Origin of the sequence: Anabaena sp. 54 (assembly GCF_017355725.1) — a bacterium.
In the GTDB taxonomy this organism is placed as follows: Bacteria; Cyanobacteriota; Cyanobacteriia; order Cyanobacteriales; family Nostocaceae; genus Dolichospermum; species Dolichospermum heterosporum.
The window spans coordinates 43,145-61,782 of record NZ_JAAVWA010000032.1 but is presented as its reverse complement, the minus strand read 5'-3'; the positions used below and the strand labels follow the sequence as shown (position 1 = coordinate 61,782).

Annotated in this window: 11 protein-coding genes; 1 reads left to right on the top strand and 10 read right to left on the bottom strand. The window is 38.3% G+C overall.

Annotated elements, in window-relative coordinates:
* Positions 1–102 precede the first annotated feature (102 nt).
* From HEQ36_RS21625 to HEQ36_RS21605, 5 genes are all read right to left on the bottom strand, one after another.
* Positions 103–1,161 carry a hypothetical protein gene (locus tag HEQ36_RS21625; protein ID WP_168636735.1) on the bottom strand — a complete coding sequence of 353 codons (1,059 nt, stop codon included), beginning with the start codon at positions 1,159–1,161 and terminating at the stop codon, positions 103–105.
* 142 nt (positions 1,162–1,303) lie between these two features.
* Complete coding sequence (locus HEQ36_RS21620; RefSeq protein WP_168636736.1) at positions 1,304–2,332, bottom strand: hypothetical protein; 1,029 nt, start codon at positions 2,330–2,332, stop codon at positions 1,304–1,306.
* 661 nt (positions 2,333–2,993) lie between these two features.
* A complete protein-coding gene (locus HEQ36_RS21615) occupies positions 2,994–3,971 on the bottom strand; it encodes a DnaJ C-terminal domain-containing protein (RefSeq protein ID WP_053539510.1) in 978 nt (325 codons plus the stop codon).
* 302 nt (positions 3,972–4,273) lie between these two features.
* The gene (locus HEQ36_RS21610; protein ID WP_168465300.1) at positions 4,274–4,729 is read right to left on the bottom strand and encodes an AAA family ATPase; all 456 of its coding nucleotides are present in this window, start codon (positions 4,727–4,729) and stop codon (positions 4,274–4,276) included.
* A 114-nt stretch (positions 4,730–4,843) separates the two neighbouring features.
* A complete protein-coding gene (locus HEQ36_RS21605) occupies positions 4,844–6,133 on the bottom strand; it encodes a glucose-1-phosphate adenylyltransferase (RefSeq protein ID WP_039201600.1) in 1,290 nt (429 codons plus the stop codon).
* Positions 6,134–6,372: 239 nt separating this feature from the next.
* Here HEQ36_RS21605 and HEQ36_RS21600 point away from each other — a divergent pair, with 239 nt between their 5' ends.
* Positions 6,373–7,695, top strand: a complete 1,323-nt coding sequence (locus HEQ36_RS21600; RefSeq protein ID WP_168636737.1) for a DNA methyltransferase — start codon at positions 6,373–6,375, stop codon at positions 7,693–7,695.
* On the opposite strand, the gene HEQ36_RS21595 is transcribed toward HEQ36_RS21600, so the two are convergent.
* The 5 genes from HEQ36_RS21595 to HEQ36_RS21575 form a co-directional block, all read right to left on the bottom strand.
* Complete coding sequence (locus HEQ36_RS21595; protein WP_096669724.1) at positions 7,685–8,383, bottom strand: type I restriction endonuclease; 699 nt, start codon at positions 8,381–8,383, stop codon at positions 7,685–7,687. The two genes, HEQ36_RS21600 and HEQ36_RS21595, sit on opposite strands and share 11 nt — an antisense overlap.
* Positions 8,380–8,616 (bottom strand): helix-turn-helix domain-containing protein, encoded by a 237-nt coding sequence (locus HEQ36_RS21590; RefSeq protein ID WP_041457682.1) that lies wholly within the window; start codon positions 8,614–8,616, stop codon positions 8,380–8,382. Before HEQ36_RS21590 ends, HEQ36_RS21595 begins: the two co-directional genes overlap by 4 nt.
* A 136-nt stretch (positions 8,617–8,752) precedes the next feature.
* Positions 8,753–10,027: a diguanylate cyclase gene (locus HEQ36_RS21585; protein ID WP_168636738.1), complete on the bottom strand. Its 1,275-nt coding sequence runs from the start codon at positions 10,025–10,027 to the stop codon at positions 8,753–8,755.
* 244 nt (positions 10,028–10,271) lie between these two features.
* Positions 10,272–15,602 carry a chemotaxis protein CheB gene (locus HEQ36_RS21580; protein WP_168636739.1) on the bottom strand — a complete coding sequence of 1,777 codons (5,331 nt, stop codon included), beginning with the start codon at positions 15,600–15,602 and terminating at the stop codon, positions 10,272–10,274.
* Positions 15,603–15,885: 283 nt separating this feature from the next.
* Positions 15,886–18,621, bottom strand: coding sequence for a DUF499 domain-containing protein (locus HEQ36_RS21575; RefSeq protein ID WP_168636740.1), 2,736 nt, complete (start codon positions 18,619–18,621; stop codon positions 15,886–15,888).
* Positions 18,622–18,638: the final 17 nt, after the last annotated feature.

The window sequence follows — 18,638 nt, the reverse complement described above, 5'->3', positions numbered from 1 at the left end:
AATAATATTAGAGGCAGAGCCTCATTAACTGCATTCCTAGTCAGAGACTAGGAACGAGATGTGGTAGGGATTTGAGCGTAAGTTGACACCAATGAGCGACGGCTATTTGATCCCGGTTCTCAATTGTTTGAGTATGCCACCAATACCGACGAAACCTGTATTTCGAGAGAGATTCTTGAGAGCTTTTGGTTCACTGTTGAGGATAATCCGGTTGTAGGCAACAATAGCATCATTCAGCTTATTGATATTTACACTTAGCCCAGCACCGCCTTGAGCAATGACATAAACAGGTTTGAGAGCTTTGGTTCCTGCTATTAGCTGTCCTGATGTTGCTTGGGCTAGGGGCTGATTTGGTAAGGAAGCGTTAGGAGAAACAAACAAACCTGTGAGAGATGTGACTAGTTGTGTTGCTAGTTGTGGGGAAATACCCGCAGCGGTGATACTGTTTGTCAGAGCTACCGCAGCTTGTTGTGACCCAGCACCGCCTGTGACTAGTGAAGCAACGGATTCTGTACCACCATCCCCGCCTGTTGTACCACCTGTTGTACCACCTGTTGTACCATCCCCGCCTGTTGTACCACCTGTTGTACCACCCGTTGTACCGCCTGTTGTACTAAGAGTCTGAACAATAGCAGCAGCCAACTGATTCACAGCAACCTGGACTTGTGGTGCAAGAGTCATCACAATAGTATTTGGCGTTGCACCTTCTGTCACAGTGACGCTAGATGAAGTTGATTCTACGGTCGCTACTGATATCGGAACTGTTGCAGTTGTGTCACCACCTGTAGTTGTGTCACCACCACCTGTAGTTGTGTCACCAGTTGTAATAACCGCCGACGTAGTACCTGTTGTGGAAACACCAGTTGTAATGGCGGTTGAAACACCAGATATGATGGGAATGGTGATAGAAATTCCTGTTGCTGTTGTTGCTGTTACTGCCGGTGTTGTTGTTCCTCCTATCGTTGTTGTTGTTGGTGTTGTTGTCGTTGTTGTTGGTACGGCAAACCCACTAGTTTGTGAAGCACCAGTAGCAGCGCCAGCATCAACACCGGCTGAACCTTTACTGGGACTGAAACTCTGGGCTTTGTTTGGTAACTGCCAAGCAAATAACAGCAGAGGACTCAAGCTGAGGGCAAAAATGAGATTTCTGGTTTTCAACATGATGATTATCTAAAATATGGAACTGTTTGACAATTGATGCTATAGTCGCTGATTCCCTGGATATTTTTTGGCTATAATATCCCTTAAAATCTTTATATACAAGGGTTTCAGGTTTATCGCCACGCTACTCTATCAGCAAGCCCTATTTAGGCAAGAAATTGAAACCATAACCTATACTTAGCGCAAATGTTGTACCGCCTACACTGTTATCTGTGAGATCCGCACCTTGGAGTGTAATTGTTAAGGGTAACGTAGGTACAGGCACGAAAGAAGCGCCAAGGTTTAAGCCAACTCCACTCCAGCCGAAGCCCACACCGACTTGGGGATGAACTTGCACACCTGCTCCAGCAAATACACCAGTACTGGCGTTACCTTGCCTAAAGTCACCACCTCCAACCCCCAGGGAGAATGAGACGGGCATTTTATTCACAGCATCATTAGGCTTTAAAAGAGAGTAAGTTGTTACCACACCATAGACACTGGAAGGCCTGATCTCTTCAACACTGGCCTTGGTCTGATACTGGGCAAAGGCTTTCCAGCCAGCAGCTACACCAACTTGATTGGTTCCTTTCGCGTAGACAATGCGGTGAGCTTTTAAGTCAAAGGTGCCATTAGCACCAAAGTTTTTGATACTACCGTTGTTGAAGGATAATTCTAGACCAACTAGTTTCTGGGAATTCCCTAAACCAAAACCGACGCTAGTGCTTCCGTCTATGTCATTTATAGAGTTACCTCTATTACCAGCGGTTGCTGCTGATGCTCCCACAAACGCATCACCCATGTTAGCGCCGAAGGCACTGGGAGCAGCAAAACTGAGTCCAGGTGGGTAGGTTTGTTTAGGTGCTACTATTTTAACTTTGATGAGGGGTTCAACTAGTAGCTCTTGGCGGATTTTATTAATATCGTCCGGATTGCTGTCCGCTGTTTGTGCAATTAGTTGTGGTTGTTGTTGCTCAGAAATAGATTCAACCTTTGGTTCTAATTTGGCGGCTGTGACTACTTTATCTGTGATTAATTCACTGGGCTGATTTTCAGTTACTATGTCATCTGCCGCAGATGCGGAATTAACCGAAATGGTGGTGGTTAGCAGCAAACTTGGTAGGGTTAGTAATAAACCCAAGTGGCAAAAGCGTTTGTAGTGATTAATTAGTATAAGAGAATGCTTTTTCATCTATATCACTCCTCACAAGATGTTATTCAGTGGCAACAATCCATGCCCCTGTATACAGCTATACAAGATAATTTTTGAATTTGACTGAATTAAGTAGGTGGATGTGAAATATACTGCGAACGGTTCATAGTTTAACCAAATATGAAACCCCTCTGGTAAACCTCTCCCTAACCCTCTCCTAAGAGGAGAGGGAAAAGGAATAATATTTAATACTGGAGAGGCTTTGAACTGGTTCTTTGTATGATAAAAAAGTCCAGCTTCTAGCCGTTTTGAGTATAACCAAAATGTGTAACGATATGTAAATTCACCTCGATGGGTTATTATCGTTGAGTTTTAGCCATTTCAAAAAACGAAATATATTTTGATTTTCCTCCGCCCAGGTACTTAATATTCAGACGAAATACTAACTATTTTGCATATATATCTACAAAGGACTTGACCACACACTTTTTATTGTACAGGAAATGTAACTTTAAAGGCAAGCTTTACATAAGTAAATATTTTCTTTAAATTAACTACGAGTTTTTAAATATATATAAGCTAATATTAGGCTGTAGCAAATTACTACAGCGCAGGATGTGAAAAATTGGGGAGAGTTTTTTGTAAGGGTGACAAAATAGCAGTTCTGGATTGTTTTCTCAGGAAATACTCTCAATAGTTCTTACAATTTAACTTGTGCTAAATGACTGCGGGGGTTGTAAGTGCGGATAGCCCGAATTTTTTCATAACATTCTCGTTCTTGGGGGGTGAGGTCTTTGGGGGGAGCGATCGCTACTTTGACAAATTGATCACCACGTCCACCTTTAGCTATAGGCCAGCCCTTACCACGTAAGCGCAGAGATTGACCAGAACGAACTCCCGCAGGTAGCTTAACACTGACATGACCATCGGGTGTAGGTACATCTATCGCTGCACCTAATGTGGCTTCATCAGGGGTAATTAAGACTTCGCAAACCAGATTGTCCCCTTCTATTTGGAAAAAAGTATGGGGTTGTAATTCTACCTTTAAGTATAAATCTCCCCGTTGTTGACTCATGGGGTTAATTTGGCCTTTTCCTTTCACCCGTAAACGAGTCCCAGTTTTAGCACCACCAGGAATACGCACATCAATAGTTTCGTTTCCTAAACTAAAGCGTTTTTGAACACCGGAAAATGCTTCTGCAAAAGTTAAAATAATTACAGCTTCTGTATCTTGTGTGCCACCAGTACCGCTATCTGGAAAACCAAAATCGTTAAAACCGCCACCTGGTCTACCGGAAGGAGTCCGATAAGAGTAACTTTGTCGTCCGCTGCGAGGACTTGCACCACCAAATAATTCGTTTAAGAAGTCATTAAAACTGCCGTATTGACCAAAATCAACTCCGCCCATATCCCCAGGACCACCACCGGGAAAACCTTGACCGGCTTGTTTCCAATATTGACCAAATTGATCGTATTTTTTGCGTTTATCTGGGTCTGATAATACTTCGTAGGCTTCATTAACTTCTTTAAATTTGGCTTCAGCCTGTTTGTTATTGGGGTTAACATCAGGATGAAATTTACGGGCTAGTTTGCGAAAAGCTTGTTTAATTTCTTCTGAAGTGGCGGTTTTACTAATTCCTAACATTGCATAATAGTCTTTAAAGTCGGTTGCAGCCATCTACTAGCCTCCTATATAAGTTTACGTGGCGTTGCTGATTAAGGGTATGAATTTTAGTCTCACGCAAAGGCGCAATCACGCTTCGTGATCTCGAAGAGTAGACGCAAAGGTAAGATTTTTAAAGGTTCAATTTGGAAATTTCATACCTCGATTCAGCAACGCCGTTTACGTTATGTTTTTCTAACTTTTATTTGGTCTAATCTCAGATAAAAAGACCCTGACATTAGACTAACAAATCATTCCTATGATCAAGTGTGGTTCTTGCTGAATGGGCGATCGCAATTCCCGTACTTCTGCTATGATTAAAAGAATATAAGCTCATCTATTCCTTCTTCTACACTAGGGGGAGCATCCTGGAGTTGACGGTGCATTCGGAGAATGATATCTTGGGGAACTTGGCGAATCCGTCTTTGATTTCGGGCCAAACATAGCCAAACTGGAGTTTTTACCCAAACCCCCATGATATAACTAAAGCCACAATCACGGGCGAGAGTAATTACTTCCCGACGATTTTTCCTTTGGGCGTTGGTAGCATCAAAAATCACTTCTTGATCTGCGGTTATGGCTTGCTGTAATTGCTGTTCCAGTTCGCGCCAAATTAGCAGCCAGGGTCCTTGAATTGCTTCTGAGCCAAAAAGCTGCCCTCGGATAGCATCTGTGGAAATTAGCTGCATCTGAGGGCATTCTGTCAATAATTGTTTTGCTAAGGTTGATTTACCGCTACCAGGAAGACCAATTAGCAAAATTAATTTAGTCATAGGGAATAGGGAATAGGGAACAGGGAACAGGGAACAGGGGACAGGGGACAAGAAAGATAAATCATCCAATTACCAATTACCAATTACCAATTACCAATTACCAATCACTACTAACTAAATGATTGTACCATCAGGAATTAAAGCACCCTTGAGAACAACGACAATGCCGCTACGGATATAGAATCCTTGCTTTTCTCTTTCTGCTTCTTGGATGTTGTCTTTGTTGATAATTTTCACATTGTGACCAATGCGGGCATTTTTATCAATAATGGCACGGCGAATAATGGTGTCTGTACCAATACCGACGGGAACATCATCTTGTTCTAAACTGCATTGTCTTTCTACAGATGGTTGGTAATAGTCAGCACCCATGATCAGGGTTTCTTCGATTACCGATCCTGATTCTATCCGCGATCGCACTCCCAAAACTGAATGTTGAATCCGACAATCTTTCAAAATACAACCGTCGCCAATCATGGATTCTGTGATTTGGCAATTCAACAGTTTAGAGGGGGGTAAGTAACGAGCGCGAGTATAAATCGGTGCTGCTTCATCGTAGAAGCTAAAGGGGGGTAGGGGTTGCTTAGTCAGGGCTAAATTAGCCTCATAAAAAGATTCAATTGTCCCAATATCTTCCCAATAGTCGTCAAATAAGAAGGCTTGAACGTTGTGATCCTTCGCTGCATCAGGAATAATTTCCTTACCGAAATCAGTCCGTTCTAAAGATTCTTTTAGCAACTTAATCAAAACATCTTTTTTAAAGACATAAATCCCCATTGAGGCGATATATGGCTGTAATGCAGCTTGTTCCTTTGTCAACCCCAAAATGGTGGTATCAACACGCATTTGTGCTAAAGCTTCACCTTTGGGTTTTTCGCTAAAGTCAATTACCCTACCTGAATCATTAATTTTCATCAAGCCAAAGTCTGAGGCGCGACGATCATCCATAGGAATTACAGAAAGTGTAATATCAGCATTGGTATCTCTGTGACGCTGGATAAATTGTCGGTAATCCATGCGGTAAAGATGATCACCGGAAAGAATCAGAAATTCTTCTACATCCCACTCTTGTAACATCCAGATGTACTGACGCACAGCATCAGCCGTACCTTGGAACCAGTTGGGGTTTTCTGGGGTTTGTTGTGCTGCTAACACTTCCACAAACCCATCGCTAAACCCACTGAAGTTGTAAGCACGGGCGATGTGACGATTCAGAGAGGCTGAGTTAAATTGAGTGAGGACGTAGATTTTGAATATTTCCGAATTGATGCAGTTGCTAACAGGTATATCTATTAGACGATATTTCCCTGCTACTGGTACTGCTGGTTTGGCGCGGAGTTTAGTTAACGGATAAAGCCGGGTACCCGCACCCCCACCCAGAATAATTGCTAAAACTTTTTTCACAAAATTTCTCCCAACTGCCTTTCACTCTCATCTACAGTTTAGGACTGTATGTAACAACTAATAAAGGGGGATCAAAGAATCTTAGGGATGAATTTTTGAGATGGTAGTAAATTAGCCAAAATAGAACTTATGTACTATAGTAGTGGGTGGCAGGAGAGTCTAAATTTATAGTTGAAGCAGTATTGCCAATATGAACATTTTGTGCTACTTTTAAGTAGCAATTTACCATTAAAGTTATCATGTTTCAACAACTATCACTATTTGAAGATAGAAATACTCATATTGCTAACTGTTTTTATAGAAGCATTGAGGAGTCTGGTTTTAACTATCAAGAAATTGATATAGGTGATATCACATTTAAAGCAGGACAAACAGAGTCAGTACATAGATGGTATCGGTTGACCCCTAGCTATTCGCCAAATTTAGTTCGCTTTTTTATTGATATATTTAAAATTAGTAAAGATGATTTTGTCGTTGATCCATTTAGTGGTAGAGGCACAACAGTTATTGAATGTCAGAAGCATGGAATTAAGGCTATGGGAATTGAGATTAATCCTCTACTTCAGCAAGTGGGAAATAAGTCGTTACTATGGAATATTGATAATACGCATTTAATTAATATTTATCTTGAAGAAATATTTGATACGATTAAAAAATATCAGACATTTTCACTAGAAGATGTTATTGAGATATTCAATACCAGAGTTCCAATTATTCATAATGTCTTTCGTTGGTGGAAAATTCATGTGTTAAAGAATTTGATTATTTGCCGTGAGATAATGAATCAGGAAAAATATAATCCTATTTCTGAATATATCTGGTTGTCTTTGAATAAAGCGTGTTTAGATTGTGCAAATATTCATAGAAATCATCCAACTATTACATTTGATGATAATCATCAGAGGGAGATAGATGTTTATTTGGAAATTAGTACAAATCTCCAGAACATAAAGGAAGATTTGATCAAGCTCAATCAAAAGCAAATATTATTTTCAAATTTTAACTCCATTATAGTCGGTAATTCCACAAACAACTTACAAAATAAGATTATTAATCGTTCTATAGATTTTGTAATTACTTCACCTCCCTATCCAAACCGTTATAGTTATGTTCATCAAACCAGACCTCAATTGCATTTCTTAGAACTATTAGAAGATATTAGTGAAGCTACGGAAATAGATTTACAAGCAATAGGTGGAACATGGGGTAGAGCGACTTCAATTTTACAAAAGGATTTAATTATAGTTCCTGATGAGATTAAGCCATATCTTTCTTACTATGATGAGCTTAAAAATCAAAATATCTTGATGTGTAATTATGCCACCAAATACTTTATTGATTTGTGGAAACATATAAAATGTTTAAAACAGAGCGTATCCAGAAATTTCCAGGGTGTTTATGTTGTGGGTAATTCTAGGCTCTCAAATGTAGAGATATTTACAGAGGTGATTTTGGGGCAGCTTTTTCAACACGAGGGTTTTGAAGTTGAGAAAATAATTTCCTTTAGAAAAAGAGGTGGTAAAAAACGTTTGTATGAAACAGCAGTATGTATTAAAAATTAGAGAAAATATTATCTATCTCTTTTTTCAAAGATTCTGAATTTCTCTGAAGAAAATTATAAAGATCGAAACCAGTAATAGTATGAACTAAATTAAAACTGTTTATTCCTTCATAGAGTTCCCAACTCTTTGATAATCTAAGTACAGGGCTTTTTAAAGATGTATTGCAGAAAATTAACATTACAGGGAGAATTTGATATGATTTCAAAGCTAAGGACGTATCATAATCAGCCTGAATTCTTTTAGAGTCACCAATTTGATAGCATGAACGGACTTCAAATCCTATTCCTTCATGTTGAATCCAATTTTGAGGAATATTTTGGTTAAACTTATTTTTTCTTATTAATCCATCAATGGATCGATCTTGCTCACGCTCACCAATTTTAATATTGACACTAAAGTGTAATTCATTCTCATTTAAGCCAAAACTCTCTTTTAATAAATAGGCAAATAAATTCTCATACATATCACCAAGTTTGCGATGTAAAGAAGTTACAAGATTTCCTCCTACTCTGGCAATAATGTATCTTTCGTCATCTAAACCTACAGAACCAAAGGCAGGATCATTAGCTATGAATTGCTGAAATTCTTCTCTGTTATTGACACCATCATAGCTCTTGTAAGGGTTAAATTCTGAAACTTTTCTAATATTTCCTATAGCTATATTCAGTAACTCATCTTCATTTATCATTTTGTGTTTTCTCCATTTTCTATTGGATTATCAAACAAATCTTTAGCTGTAACTTGAAGAGCATCAGCTAAACGAAAAATATTCATTAAACTAATATTTCGTTCACCTCGCTCTACAGCACCAATATATGTACGATGTAAGTCAGATTTTTCAGCCAATTCATCTTGGGAAAGTTTTAAACTTTTTCTGAAATAGCGAACTCTGATCCCAAAAGCGTCCATTCTAGCATCCATATTTAAAAAATGTGTGCTTCAATAGAGTAAACATTTTACCTCATCAAAACCAAATTATTATATAATTTTATCTGACCTTGACTCTGGTTATAAAAAATTATGGCTTTCAATTTAGACCTGATTTAGCTCATTTCCTTTACCCAGAAATAGCGATGGCGCGATCGCATCCAGACTCTTTAGCTTGACAAAGAGCATCATCGGCACGTTTTAGTATCACTGTGTCGGTTTTATCATCAGATTGATAGGCAGTTACGCCAATACTGATAGTAATTTTCATGGGTTGAAAGGTAGTATCTATCTCTAAGTTACGAATTTGTTCACATAGATGTTCAGCTATTTCCATCGCTTTTTGTAACGTTGTCGCTGGTAAAATGATCATAAATTCCTCACCTCCCCAACGCCCTACTGTATCTTCATTGCGTAACCACTTAACTAACAGTTGAGATATTTCTTTTAATACTTGATCACCAATGGGATATCCATAGGAATCATTAACAAATTTCAAGTGATCAATATCAATTACTAAAAGTGAAAAAGGTTCTTTGTAAGATTGAGTTCGTTGAAATTCTTTTTTCAAAATTGCTAAAATGTTGCGTCTATTGGCAATTCCAGTTAAGGGATCAGTATTTGCTATTTTTTTCAATTTCTGACTTAATATTTTCTGTTTGTTTAAAGCAATTCTTAATTTATTCTCAATTTGATTGCGTTCACTTACATCTCTCATAGAAACAATTGAGACTTTTTGATCTAACCATTCAGTTTTACCAACGGTAATTTCTGCCCGTCCGAGAATTCCCCGAGAACGAATAATATCAAGTTCTGCAACTTTTCCTACTACAATTGGTAGTCCCAATTCACGATTAATTAAATCGGATAATGATCTATCAAACATTTGCGCCGCAGCCGGATTAGCAAATTTTACAACTCCTGCTTCATCAACAATTAAAATTCCATCTTTGATATGAGTAACGATGGTATTGAGTTTATTTTCACTTTGTTGTAACTGTCTAGTTTGGCGTTTTAGTTGAATATGTGTCCGCACACGGGCTAATAATTCTGTAGATCGAAAAGGCTTGGTTACATAGTCAGCCGCGCCCTTTTCAAAGGCTTCTAATAAATGTTCTTCTTCGTGACTAGCAGTCAGAAATAAAATTGGTATATGATGATAATCTGGATTTTTCTTAATTTGTTCGCAAACTTCCAAGCCACTCATTTCTGGCATCAATAAATCTAATAAAATTAAATCTGGTTGAATTGCTTGAAGACGTTGGAGGGCTTCTTTTCCACTTAAAGCATAGGTAATGGAATAACCTTGTGTTTCTAGGGTTCTTCCTAAAACTTGAATATTTTGAATCAGGTCATCAACAATTAATATTGTACAATCTTGGGGATTAAAAGCAATTTTTTCCATTATTTATATAACAGGGAATAGGGAACAGGGAACAGGGAACAGGGAACAGAAAATCCAAAAGAGGTTTTGGGAAATTTTCGGTTTGAAAAAGTGAATTAGGTGCAAGGAATTAGCATGGAAACCATTAAAAACCTATCACTTTTCAGATTCGAGGCTATTCTTATCTCCTGATAATTCTTCCTTCTGACTCCTGACTCCTGACTCCTGACTCCTGCTGTATATTTGTAGAATTTATAATAATGTTCTATGGTAGCAATTTTTGTAACTTTTTGCTAATTTGTGGGAAATTAGCAGCGGTGTCAGCCAAATGAGCCAAATCAAAGGTATCAATTTGGGTTTTTAGCGTATTAGCGTATTCTATCAAATCAGGACATTTATACTGTTCTCCCCAATTTTGCAATCGCAGCGCAAAAGCTCGTAATTGGTCAATTAGGAGGGTTTGGTGTAAGGTTTTCCAGACAGATGCTTCTTCCTGTTGTAATAATTTTATCAGTTCTGGTAACTTTTCTAAGGACTGGGGCGACATTGGGGAAATGATGGTTTGTGTCTGGGAAGTAGATTTTAACTCTACTGATAACTGGGAGGGAAATAAACGTTGCAACTCACTAAAAAGATCCTGACGACTAACTGGTTTGCGGAGAAATCCTTGAGCTAAGGGTTGTAATTCTTCAAAGTCCTGTTCTTGAATGGAAGCTGTGACGATGATTACACAAATATCCGCTGTTGAGGGATTTTGCTTCAGGGCTTGTAGAACGGTGATTCCATCCATTTGTGGCATGACCAAATCTAGTAATATCAGGTCAGGATGATGTTTAATGGCTAATTTAAGAGCGATCGCCCCATTGTCTGCCATGATAATTTGGTGAGCAGTAGCATTAAAATAGGCGAAGAGCAAATCTCGGTTAGATTGTACGTCATCAACAATGAGAATTTTCAGAGCCGGAAATTGACTTAAATCATGATTTTGTGGGGTTAATGATGGTGAAATTGCTGTGGTTTGAGTGACTGTAATTTCGGGAAATATTAAGGTGAAGGTGCTACCCTGTTCTAACTCACTTGTTACCTCAACTGTACCACCCATCATTTGCGTTAGACGGCGGCTAATAGTTAATCCTAGCCCGGTTCCGCCGTACTTGCGATTACTTTGTCCTTGACTTTGACGAAAAGCATCAAAAATCAAAATTTGATCACGGGGAGAAATCCCAATTCCTGTGTCAGCAACAGAAATTTCTAAATGGGCGTTATTCTGAATATTAGGGTTAATGCGGCTATGGACACGGATGGTAATACCACCTTTTTCGGTAAATTTAATCGCATTACCGACGACATTCACGAAAATCTGCCGCAACCGGACTTCATCAATATATATTTCGACGGGAATGGATTCATCAACGTGGAGATTTAAAAATAATCCTTTTTCCTGCGCTCTTTGTAAGAACATTTGTTGAATGTCTTTGAGAAGTGAGGGAAGATTCACAGATTCATAGTTGAGTTTGAGTTTCCCAGCTTCAACTTTGGACAAATCTAGGATATCATTAATTAAGGTAAGCAAAGTCCGACCATTGGTTTGAATGGCTTGGAGATAACTTTGGGCTAAGTCGTCACTGACAAGGGTTTGTAATAGTTCGGAGAATCCTAAAATAGCATTCATGGGCGTGCGAATTTCATGGCTCATGTTGGCGAGAAATTCACTTTTGGTGCGACTGGCGGCTTGAGCTTTTTCGGTGGCTGCTTCTAGGGCTAAGTTTTGTTGAGCAAGTTCTATTTGTCGCTGTTCAGCCTGTTGTAGAAGTTTAGCATGAGCGATCGCAATTCCCACTTGAGCAGCTACGGCTTCTAACAGGGCAATGTCTTCAGTAATCCAATGACGTTGGTAATTACACTGATGTAAACAAATCAGCCCGTTGGCTTTTCCTTGATAGGATGTGCGAATTGCCAATATTGATTTTAGACCAATTTTTTGAGAAGTTTCTATGCTGGATGATACCAGTGGATCAGTAAATACATTATCTATAATAATCGCTGTATCTTGCTGAAGGATTTGATGAATTTGGGGATTACCGGCAATAGGTCCTAGGACTCCTTGAAGGGAAGCAATATCACCGCTCAAGTATTCTGCTACTATTGGTAGATGTTCCGTTGGTTCAAGTTCGTAAGTATGCAGGAAACAACGATCTACTCCAAAGGCTTCACCAATGCGGTTTGCGGAGGTTTCAAAGATTTTTTGGGGTTCGAGACTTTGGCGAATTTCGTCGGTGATTTGTTTTAATAGTCGTTCTCGCTGCACCTGTTGTTCGAGAATCTTTTCAGCAGCTTTGCGATCGCTAATATCAACTAAATAGCCTACACACTCTAACGGCTCATTTTCTTGATCCCTAATTAACCGCAACTGAGCAAAAAACCACCGATAGTCACCATCAGCGCAGCGTAACCGATATTCTAAGGAATAGGTATTATCAAATTCTAACCTATTTAATCCTGCTAACACCCGATTTCTATCTTCGGGATGGATATAATCATACCAAAATCCAGTTTCATCTAAAAATACTTCAGGAGAATAGCCAAGAATCAACTGCACGTTATCACTAATAAAGGTAGCTCGATAATCTCTAGTAGGTTGACAACTAAATAAAATAGTTTGGCTAGAGTTCATTAAAGCTCGTAATCTTTCTTCACTTTGGAGCAAAGCCATTTGTGCTTGTTTGAGTTCGGTAACTTCCACAACTACCGCACTGACAGCCTTACCCCCATCAAGTTGATTAACAGGATAATAACTAGCAATCCAATGTCTTTGGATATTTGGTTGTGAAGGTGTAAACCCAGAAATCTCTATATTGCGAATTGGTTTTCCTGTTGTTAATACCTGATCTAAAATCGGTTCAACCCGATTGGCTAAATCTGGTAATACTTCTCGGAGTTTTTTACCAATATGTGCATTGGCTGGTAAACCATTAATTTCCGCCATTGCTTCGTTAACTCGCACAAAGCGGAATTCTTCGTCATGAAGTACCAACCCCACAGGATTTGTATTATAAAGTTTTTCTAATTCCTCCGTGCGACGTTGTAGAGCTTCCTGGACTTGCTTAATTTCATTAATATTTACAAAAGTAATGACCACACCATCGGCTTGTCCATCATCTCTGAGATATGGATATAACCGCATCAACAAATGATTTTCTGTATTATTAATTCTTACTTCTTGTTCAATGGGGCGTTCTGTTTCCACTACCCGCTGTAATAGTTCCAGCAGATTGGGACAATTCATATTATGGGTAATATGCTGAACCGGACGTTCGACATCAGTTTCTAACAGGTTAATAGCAGTTGTAGCTGCGGGAGTAAATTTACGAATTCGCAATTCTCTATCTAGGAAAATTACGCCAATTTCACTACTTCGCAGCAAATTATCCACGTCGTTGGATAATTCTAATAATTGACGAATTTTCGTTTGATATTCTGTATTAACTGTATATAGTTCTTCGTTAACGGAATGTAGTTCTTCATTGGTACTTTGCAACTCTTCATTAGAAGCCAAGAGTTCTTCATTAGTGGCTTGTTGTTCTTCGTTAGTAGTTTCTAATTCTTCAATTGTGGCTTGGAGATTTTCTCTGGTTTGCTGTAATTCGTATTCTAAATCAAGAATGCGTTGGGTTGCTTCCGCGTCTTGCTGAAAAGCTTCAGGACGGTTGGGTAAAGAAGGACGTTCTTCATTTTCAATAATCAACATGAAGAAGTCTGTCATGCGGGTATCTCCCGTATGATAGGTAACTTCTAAATTGACACTACGAATATTATTGCCCTGATTTAAGTGAATATTACCGTAAAGAACAGTTTTTCGTTCGCGTTTGGCACGATGTAGGGCAGTATTAATAGGTAATTTTAGGGTAGTTGGGACTAAATCAGCGATCGCTCTGGTCATTTGTCCTTCTGGGACTTGCATAATCTGTACCATATCAGTAACGACGTGAAATAGTTCCAAATCATCATTAACTAACAAACAGGTACATTGTCGGCGGCGGACAAAAGCACTAAAAGCCGCACCCAAAGCTGGATCAAATTGCACTGTCCCCCGTCTAGTTTGACTAGGACGAGCGACAACGGGAGTTATATATTCTAAATTTTGATTCAGAATCGGTAAACGCACATTTCGCCGCTTTTGATAAATTTTAAACTTCTCATACAGGGGACTAAATTCTTCAATTAATTCCCCTGGTGTTTCCGCTGCACCCAACAACAAAATACCCTTGTGCATTAAGGAAAAATGCAGCATTCTCATTACGTGCTGTTGCAAAACTGGCTGCATATATATCAGGACATTACGGCAGCTAATCAGGTGCATTCGCGTGAATCCGGCATTTTTCGCCAAGTTGTGGGGAGCAAAAATAATCATTTCCCGCAACGCCCGCGACACATGAAAATTCCGGTTACGGAAGGTAAAATATTTTTCTAAGCGTTTACGAGAAACATCAATACTAATACTTTCAGGATAAATCCCTTCGGCGGCTTTACTTAAAGCGGCTGCATCTATATCTGTGGCGAAAATTTTCACACTCAGTTGTTTACCTAAACGGTTGATGACTTCATCCATCAAAATCGCCATAGAATAGGCTTCTTCCCCGGTAGCGCAAGCTGTCACCCATACCCGCAACTGTTGACCATTTTCTAAGGGGCTAATTAATTCGGGTAAGACTTCTTTATCTAAGTATTCCCAGGCTTCTGAATCCCGGAAAAATCTTGTCACCCCAATCATTAAATCATCGCGTAGCAGCGCCCGTTCCTCGCTGGAGGTAGTTAGATATTGTACATATTCATCTAAGAGATTATGCCCACTTAGGGAACAACGGCGGTAAATGCGGCGGCTGAGGGTGCTGGGTTTATAATAGGAAAAATCGAGCTTTTCGTATTGATTAAGAATTTGAATAATGGCGCGGAGTTTCTCTGATTCTAGTTCTGGAAGTAATGATTCCCCTGGACTTGCTCCTTGGCGCTGCATTTGGATGATTTCATAAATCGTCCTTGCCATTTCTGCCGGTGGTAACACTTGATCTACAATACCTGTAGCGATCGCACTTTGGGGCATCCCATCAAATTCTGCTGTTCCTGGTGACTGGACAAAGGTTAACCCACCGGACTCGCTAATGCTTTGTATCCCCCTTGTGCCATCACTTCCCGTTCCTGAGAGAATCACAGCCATTGCTTGCTCACCATGATCTCTTGACAGAGAATCGAGAAAAATATCAATGGGGAAATTCGGTTGTTGTCGCGGCGGTTCGCTTTGCTGAATTAACTCTAATATCCCATCATTAACAACTAAATTATTCTGAGGCGTAATTAAATATACTGTATTCGGTTCAATCTGCATTCCGCTTTGTACCCGCTTCACTGTCATGCGAGTGCGCCGTTCTAGCAGTTCTTTCATTAAACTTTTAAAGTCTGGAGACAAGTGTTGGACTACAACGAAGGCAGCACCACTGTCTGCGGGCATATTATCAAAAAACTCTTCTAATGCTCGTAGTCCTCCCGCAGAAGCTCCAATGCCAACTACAAAGCAATGGGTCTTAGTCTCTTCAGACACTACTTATAAACTCCTAATTTTATTTGTTAACTATTGTATAGCACCAAAAGATAAATTACTCAATTTTGTGGGATGGGCATCCTGCCTGTCCTTGACCATAACATCTGCTCAAAGTCTCGAATACCGTCCATGATTCGGTAATATTTGGGATTACTTTGAAATAACCAATATGCCATTATTTTTTTCCTTGAGAAGTTGGTCGGGTGACGGGGGCGATCGCCTATTCAAGTTGGCTAAACTGTGGTAGCGAATTATATTCGCCAAATTTTTTAACCTTAATCTATTATTTTTCATCCTCTTCCCAATTCAAAATTTTTGAATCTAATTGTTTCAGGGTTTCTTTCACTGTATTGTCTAATGTATGACGGTCATACCCCTGGCTTGATTCTGCTTCGATTTCAATGGTAATTTTGATGTTGGATGCTCCTGCTTGAAGTGGTGTAATTACACCACGAACTAGATTAGATAGTTTACTCCAAGGTAAATCTGCTTTAAATTTGACTTTTTTAACTTTAGTTTGAGTTTTTGCTTCACTGGAAGGATTGACATTATAAGTTCCAGATGGAGTTTCAACTTTGCCAGGATTTACTAGAGGATTTTCAACCGTTGAATTACCTGATGAAGTTTGACTTATATTTTCTGGTGTTTTATTACTATGAGAATCTGAATTATTATTTGAATTATTATCAGATTGAGTTTGTAACTGTGTTTTTTCTGCTTGAGCAGGTTCAGGACGTACTAAAATAGCTGCTAATGTCACTTCATGAAGATTATCTTCATAATAAAGTTTTTCATTAAATCTAACACCAAATTTACCTTCTTTAACTCCTATTTTCACTGCTTCTAAAATGACTAATTCATTTTCTAATAACGGTTTCTGTCCAGGAGTTCTGAGAAAGTTATTATAAATATCTTGTAAACTTTTCTCAGTTTCATTAGCACTTAATCCCTTTAAAAGTACATTTGGTGCAATCTTAGAAATAATATGGCGTTGATTTTTGATGTGATTTTCTATCCGTTCTAGCCAAGAATTACCTTCTACTTTTGTAGCTGTACTAAAATCATTATAATCTATAGTATTTTGACCACACCATGCTAGATGACGATAAGCTACAATCAAACCGTTTACTGTGTCTTTTTTCGCTTGGCTCAGTTTGTCCTGTAAATCAGTTTTAGATGATAATGAAAGAGTCTTTTTCAGGTCTTGATCTTCTGTGATAGCACTTAAAGCCAAATAGCGTTTTAGGTGCTTTTCTAGTGTTACATAATTAGCAGCATCTACAATTACTAAAAATACTGTGTTTTTATAAATGCGAAAAGATGTATTGCTAAATAATTCTTGGGTAAATTTCTCAGTCTCTTCATCTCCCTTTTTATAATTAGGATGTAAAATCACTAATTTAAACTTAGTATGAGCAGGAATATCCTGAGACTCTTTCCAAATATGGGTTTCAAAAAATTTACTTTTAGGCTGTTCTTTGATTAATTCCCGTAATTTATCTGTAATTTGTTCATCATCAATTAATTGCTCCCTATCAACAATAACTCGGTTTAGATTGGGTTCATTTTTAAAACTATAAAGAGGTTTTTCTTCATGAAAATACCAAAGATTATCGGCTAATTTTGCTATAGCATCTCCAATGATCGTAGAAGGAATACTACTATTAAGTAAGGCTATTCTTAACCAAGATAAACTAACTCCTCTTCTATCTGAACCACTAAAAGAATAGAAAAATACTCCTGTTGCTAATTTGGACGCAATATTATATTTTTCATATTCACTTCCCATATCTCTATCAATCTGTTGAGATTTACCCATGATATCGGAAGTAATAATACTATCAAATTCATTGCCAATATGTTTAATTAATTCTCGTTTTAATGCTGGATTTGATAGGTTTATTTGTGATGATTGAATTAAAGGATCTGCACCTTGTTTATAAAGGTCTTTAATTACTTCTGCTAATAGCCTTAATACTCCTCTAGTGCGCTGAAATGTAGGAAATGAACCCCATCTTTCATACAGAGTATCTATCAATTCGGGATGAAAAGGATAGGCTTGTTCTATTTTATCTCGATAGCTAATTTCTTTGACTTCTGAGGGTACATCATTACCTAGTTGTTGATAAAGACGAAAATAGGTTTCTGCTGTTTGTTTATGCTGGTCAATATCTCCTATACTATCAAATAAACGTTTTCTGACAACTTCATAAATTTCTACACCATCTACAGGTACATAAATAGTTTCTACTCTACCAGCTATTTTTTCTAATTGAGATAATGCTCTAGTTGCGGCTTCATCAAATTGTTCTAAATCACTTTTTGGTAAAGTAAGAATTAACACTGAATTATTAGAAGCGGCGATGACTTCGGTAATTTCTTGTAAAAATACTAAAGTTTGTCCTTGGGCAATTTTTTCCTGTTTTTCTAGTTGGTTAGCTTTGGTAATATATGCTAATAATTCATCTATTAAAATCAAAACTGAGCCACTTTGTTTGATGATTTCTCTTAATATTTCTTTCCCTGGAGCAATACGTTTTTGGTCATGGTCTTTAATTAAATGATAACAACCCAGTTGTTCTGCTATTTTCCCCCAAGGAGTTTTACCATTAATTACATCAGCTTCTGTTCCTACAAATACCGCTACTTTGGTACTAGGAATTGATAAGTTATTAGCTAAAGATTGAATTTGGGATAAATGATTAATTTCACTAAATGATTTAACCAGATGATAAATTGCTAATAAAGAATGGGTTTTACCACCTCCAAAAGGGGTTTGTAGTTGAATAACTTTATCTCCCGTACTATTAGCTATACAGGTTAAAACGTTACAAATTAATCTTTGTAAACCGCTAGTTAAATAGGTTTTTTCAAAGAATAAACGAGCGTCTAAATATTCTTGGGGTGCTGTACCTTTAACCACTTCTGCAATATCCACAGCAAAGGATGATTCGTTAAATGTACCGTCACAAATTTCTTTTCTTGGGGTGGCAATATTCCACCATGCTGGTAATGTCATTGTTTTTTCTCCTGTTA

Excerpts from the sequence above, each read along its gene's own strand:
- HEQ36_RS21625 (WP_168636735.1), bottom strand. The coding sequence starts at position 1,161 with ATGTTGAAAACCAGAAATCTCATTTTTGCCCTCAGCTTGAGTCCTCTG.
- HEQ36_RS21620 (WP_168636736.1), bottom strand. The coding sequence starts at position 2,332 with ATGAAAAAGCATTCTCTTATACTAATTAATCACTACAAACGCTTTTGC.
- HEQ36_RS21615 (WP_053539510.1), bottom strand. The coding sequence starts at position 3,971 with ATGGCTGCAACCGACTTTAAAGACTATTATGCAATGTTAGGAATTAGT.
- HEQ36_RS21610 (WP_168465300.1), bottom strand. The coding sequence starts at position 4,729 with ATGACTAAATTAATTTTGCTAATTGGTCTTCCTGGTAGCGGTAAATCA.
- HEQ36_RS21600 (WP_168636737.1), top strand. The coding sequence starts at position 6,373 with ATGTTTCAACAACTATCACTATTTGAAGATAGAAATACTCATATTGCT.
- HEQ36_RS21595 (WP_096669724.1), bottom strand. The coding sequence starts at position 8,383 with ATGATAAATGAAGATGAGTTACTGAATATAGCTATAGGAAATATTAGA.
- HEQ36_RS21590 (WP_041457682.1), bottom strand. The coding sequence starts at position 8,616 with ATGGATGCTAGAATGGACGCTTTTGGGATCAGAGTTCGCTATTTCAGA.
- HEQ36_RS21585 (WP_168636738.1), bottom strand. The coding sequence starts at position 10,027 with ATGGAAAAAATTGCTTTTAATCCCCAAGATTGTACAATATTAATTGTT.
- HEQ36_RS21575 (WP_168636740.1), bottom strand. The coding sequence starts at position 18,621 with ATGACATTACCAGCATGGTGGAATATTGCCACCCCAAGAAAAGAAATT.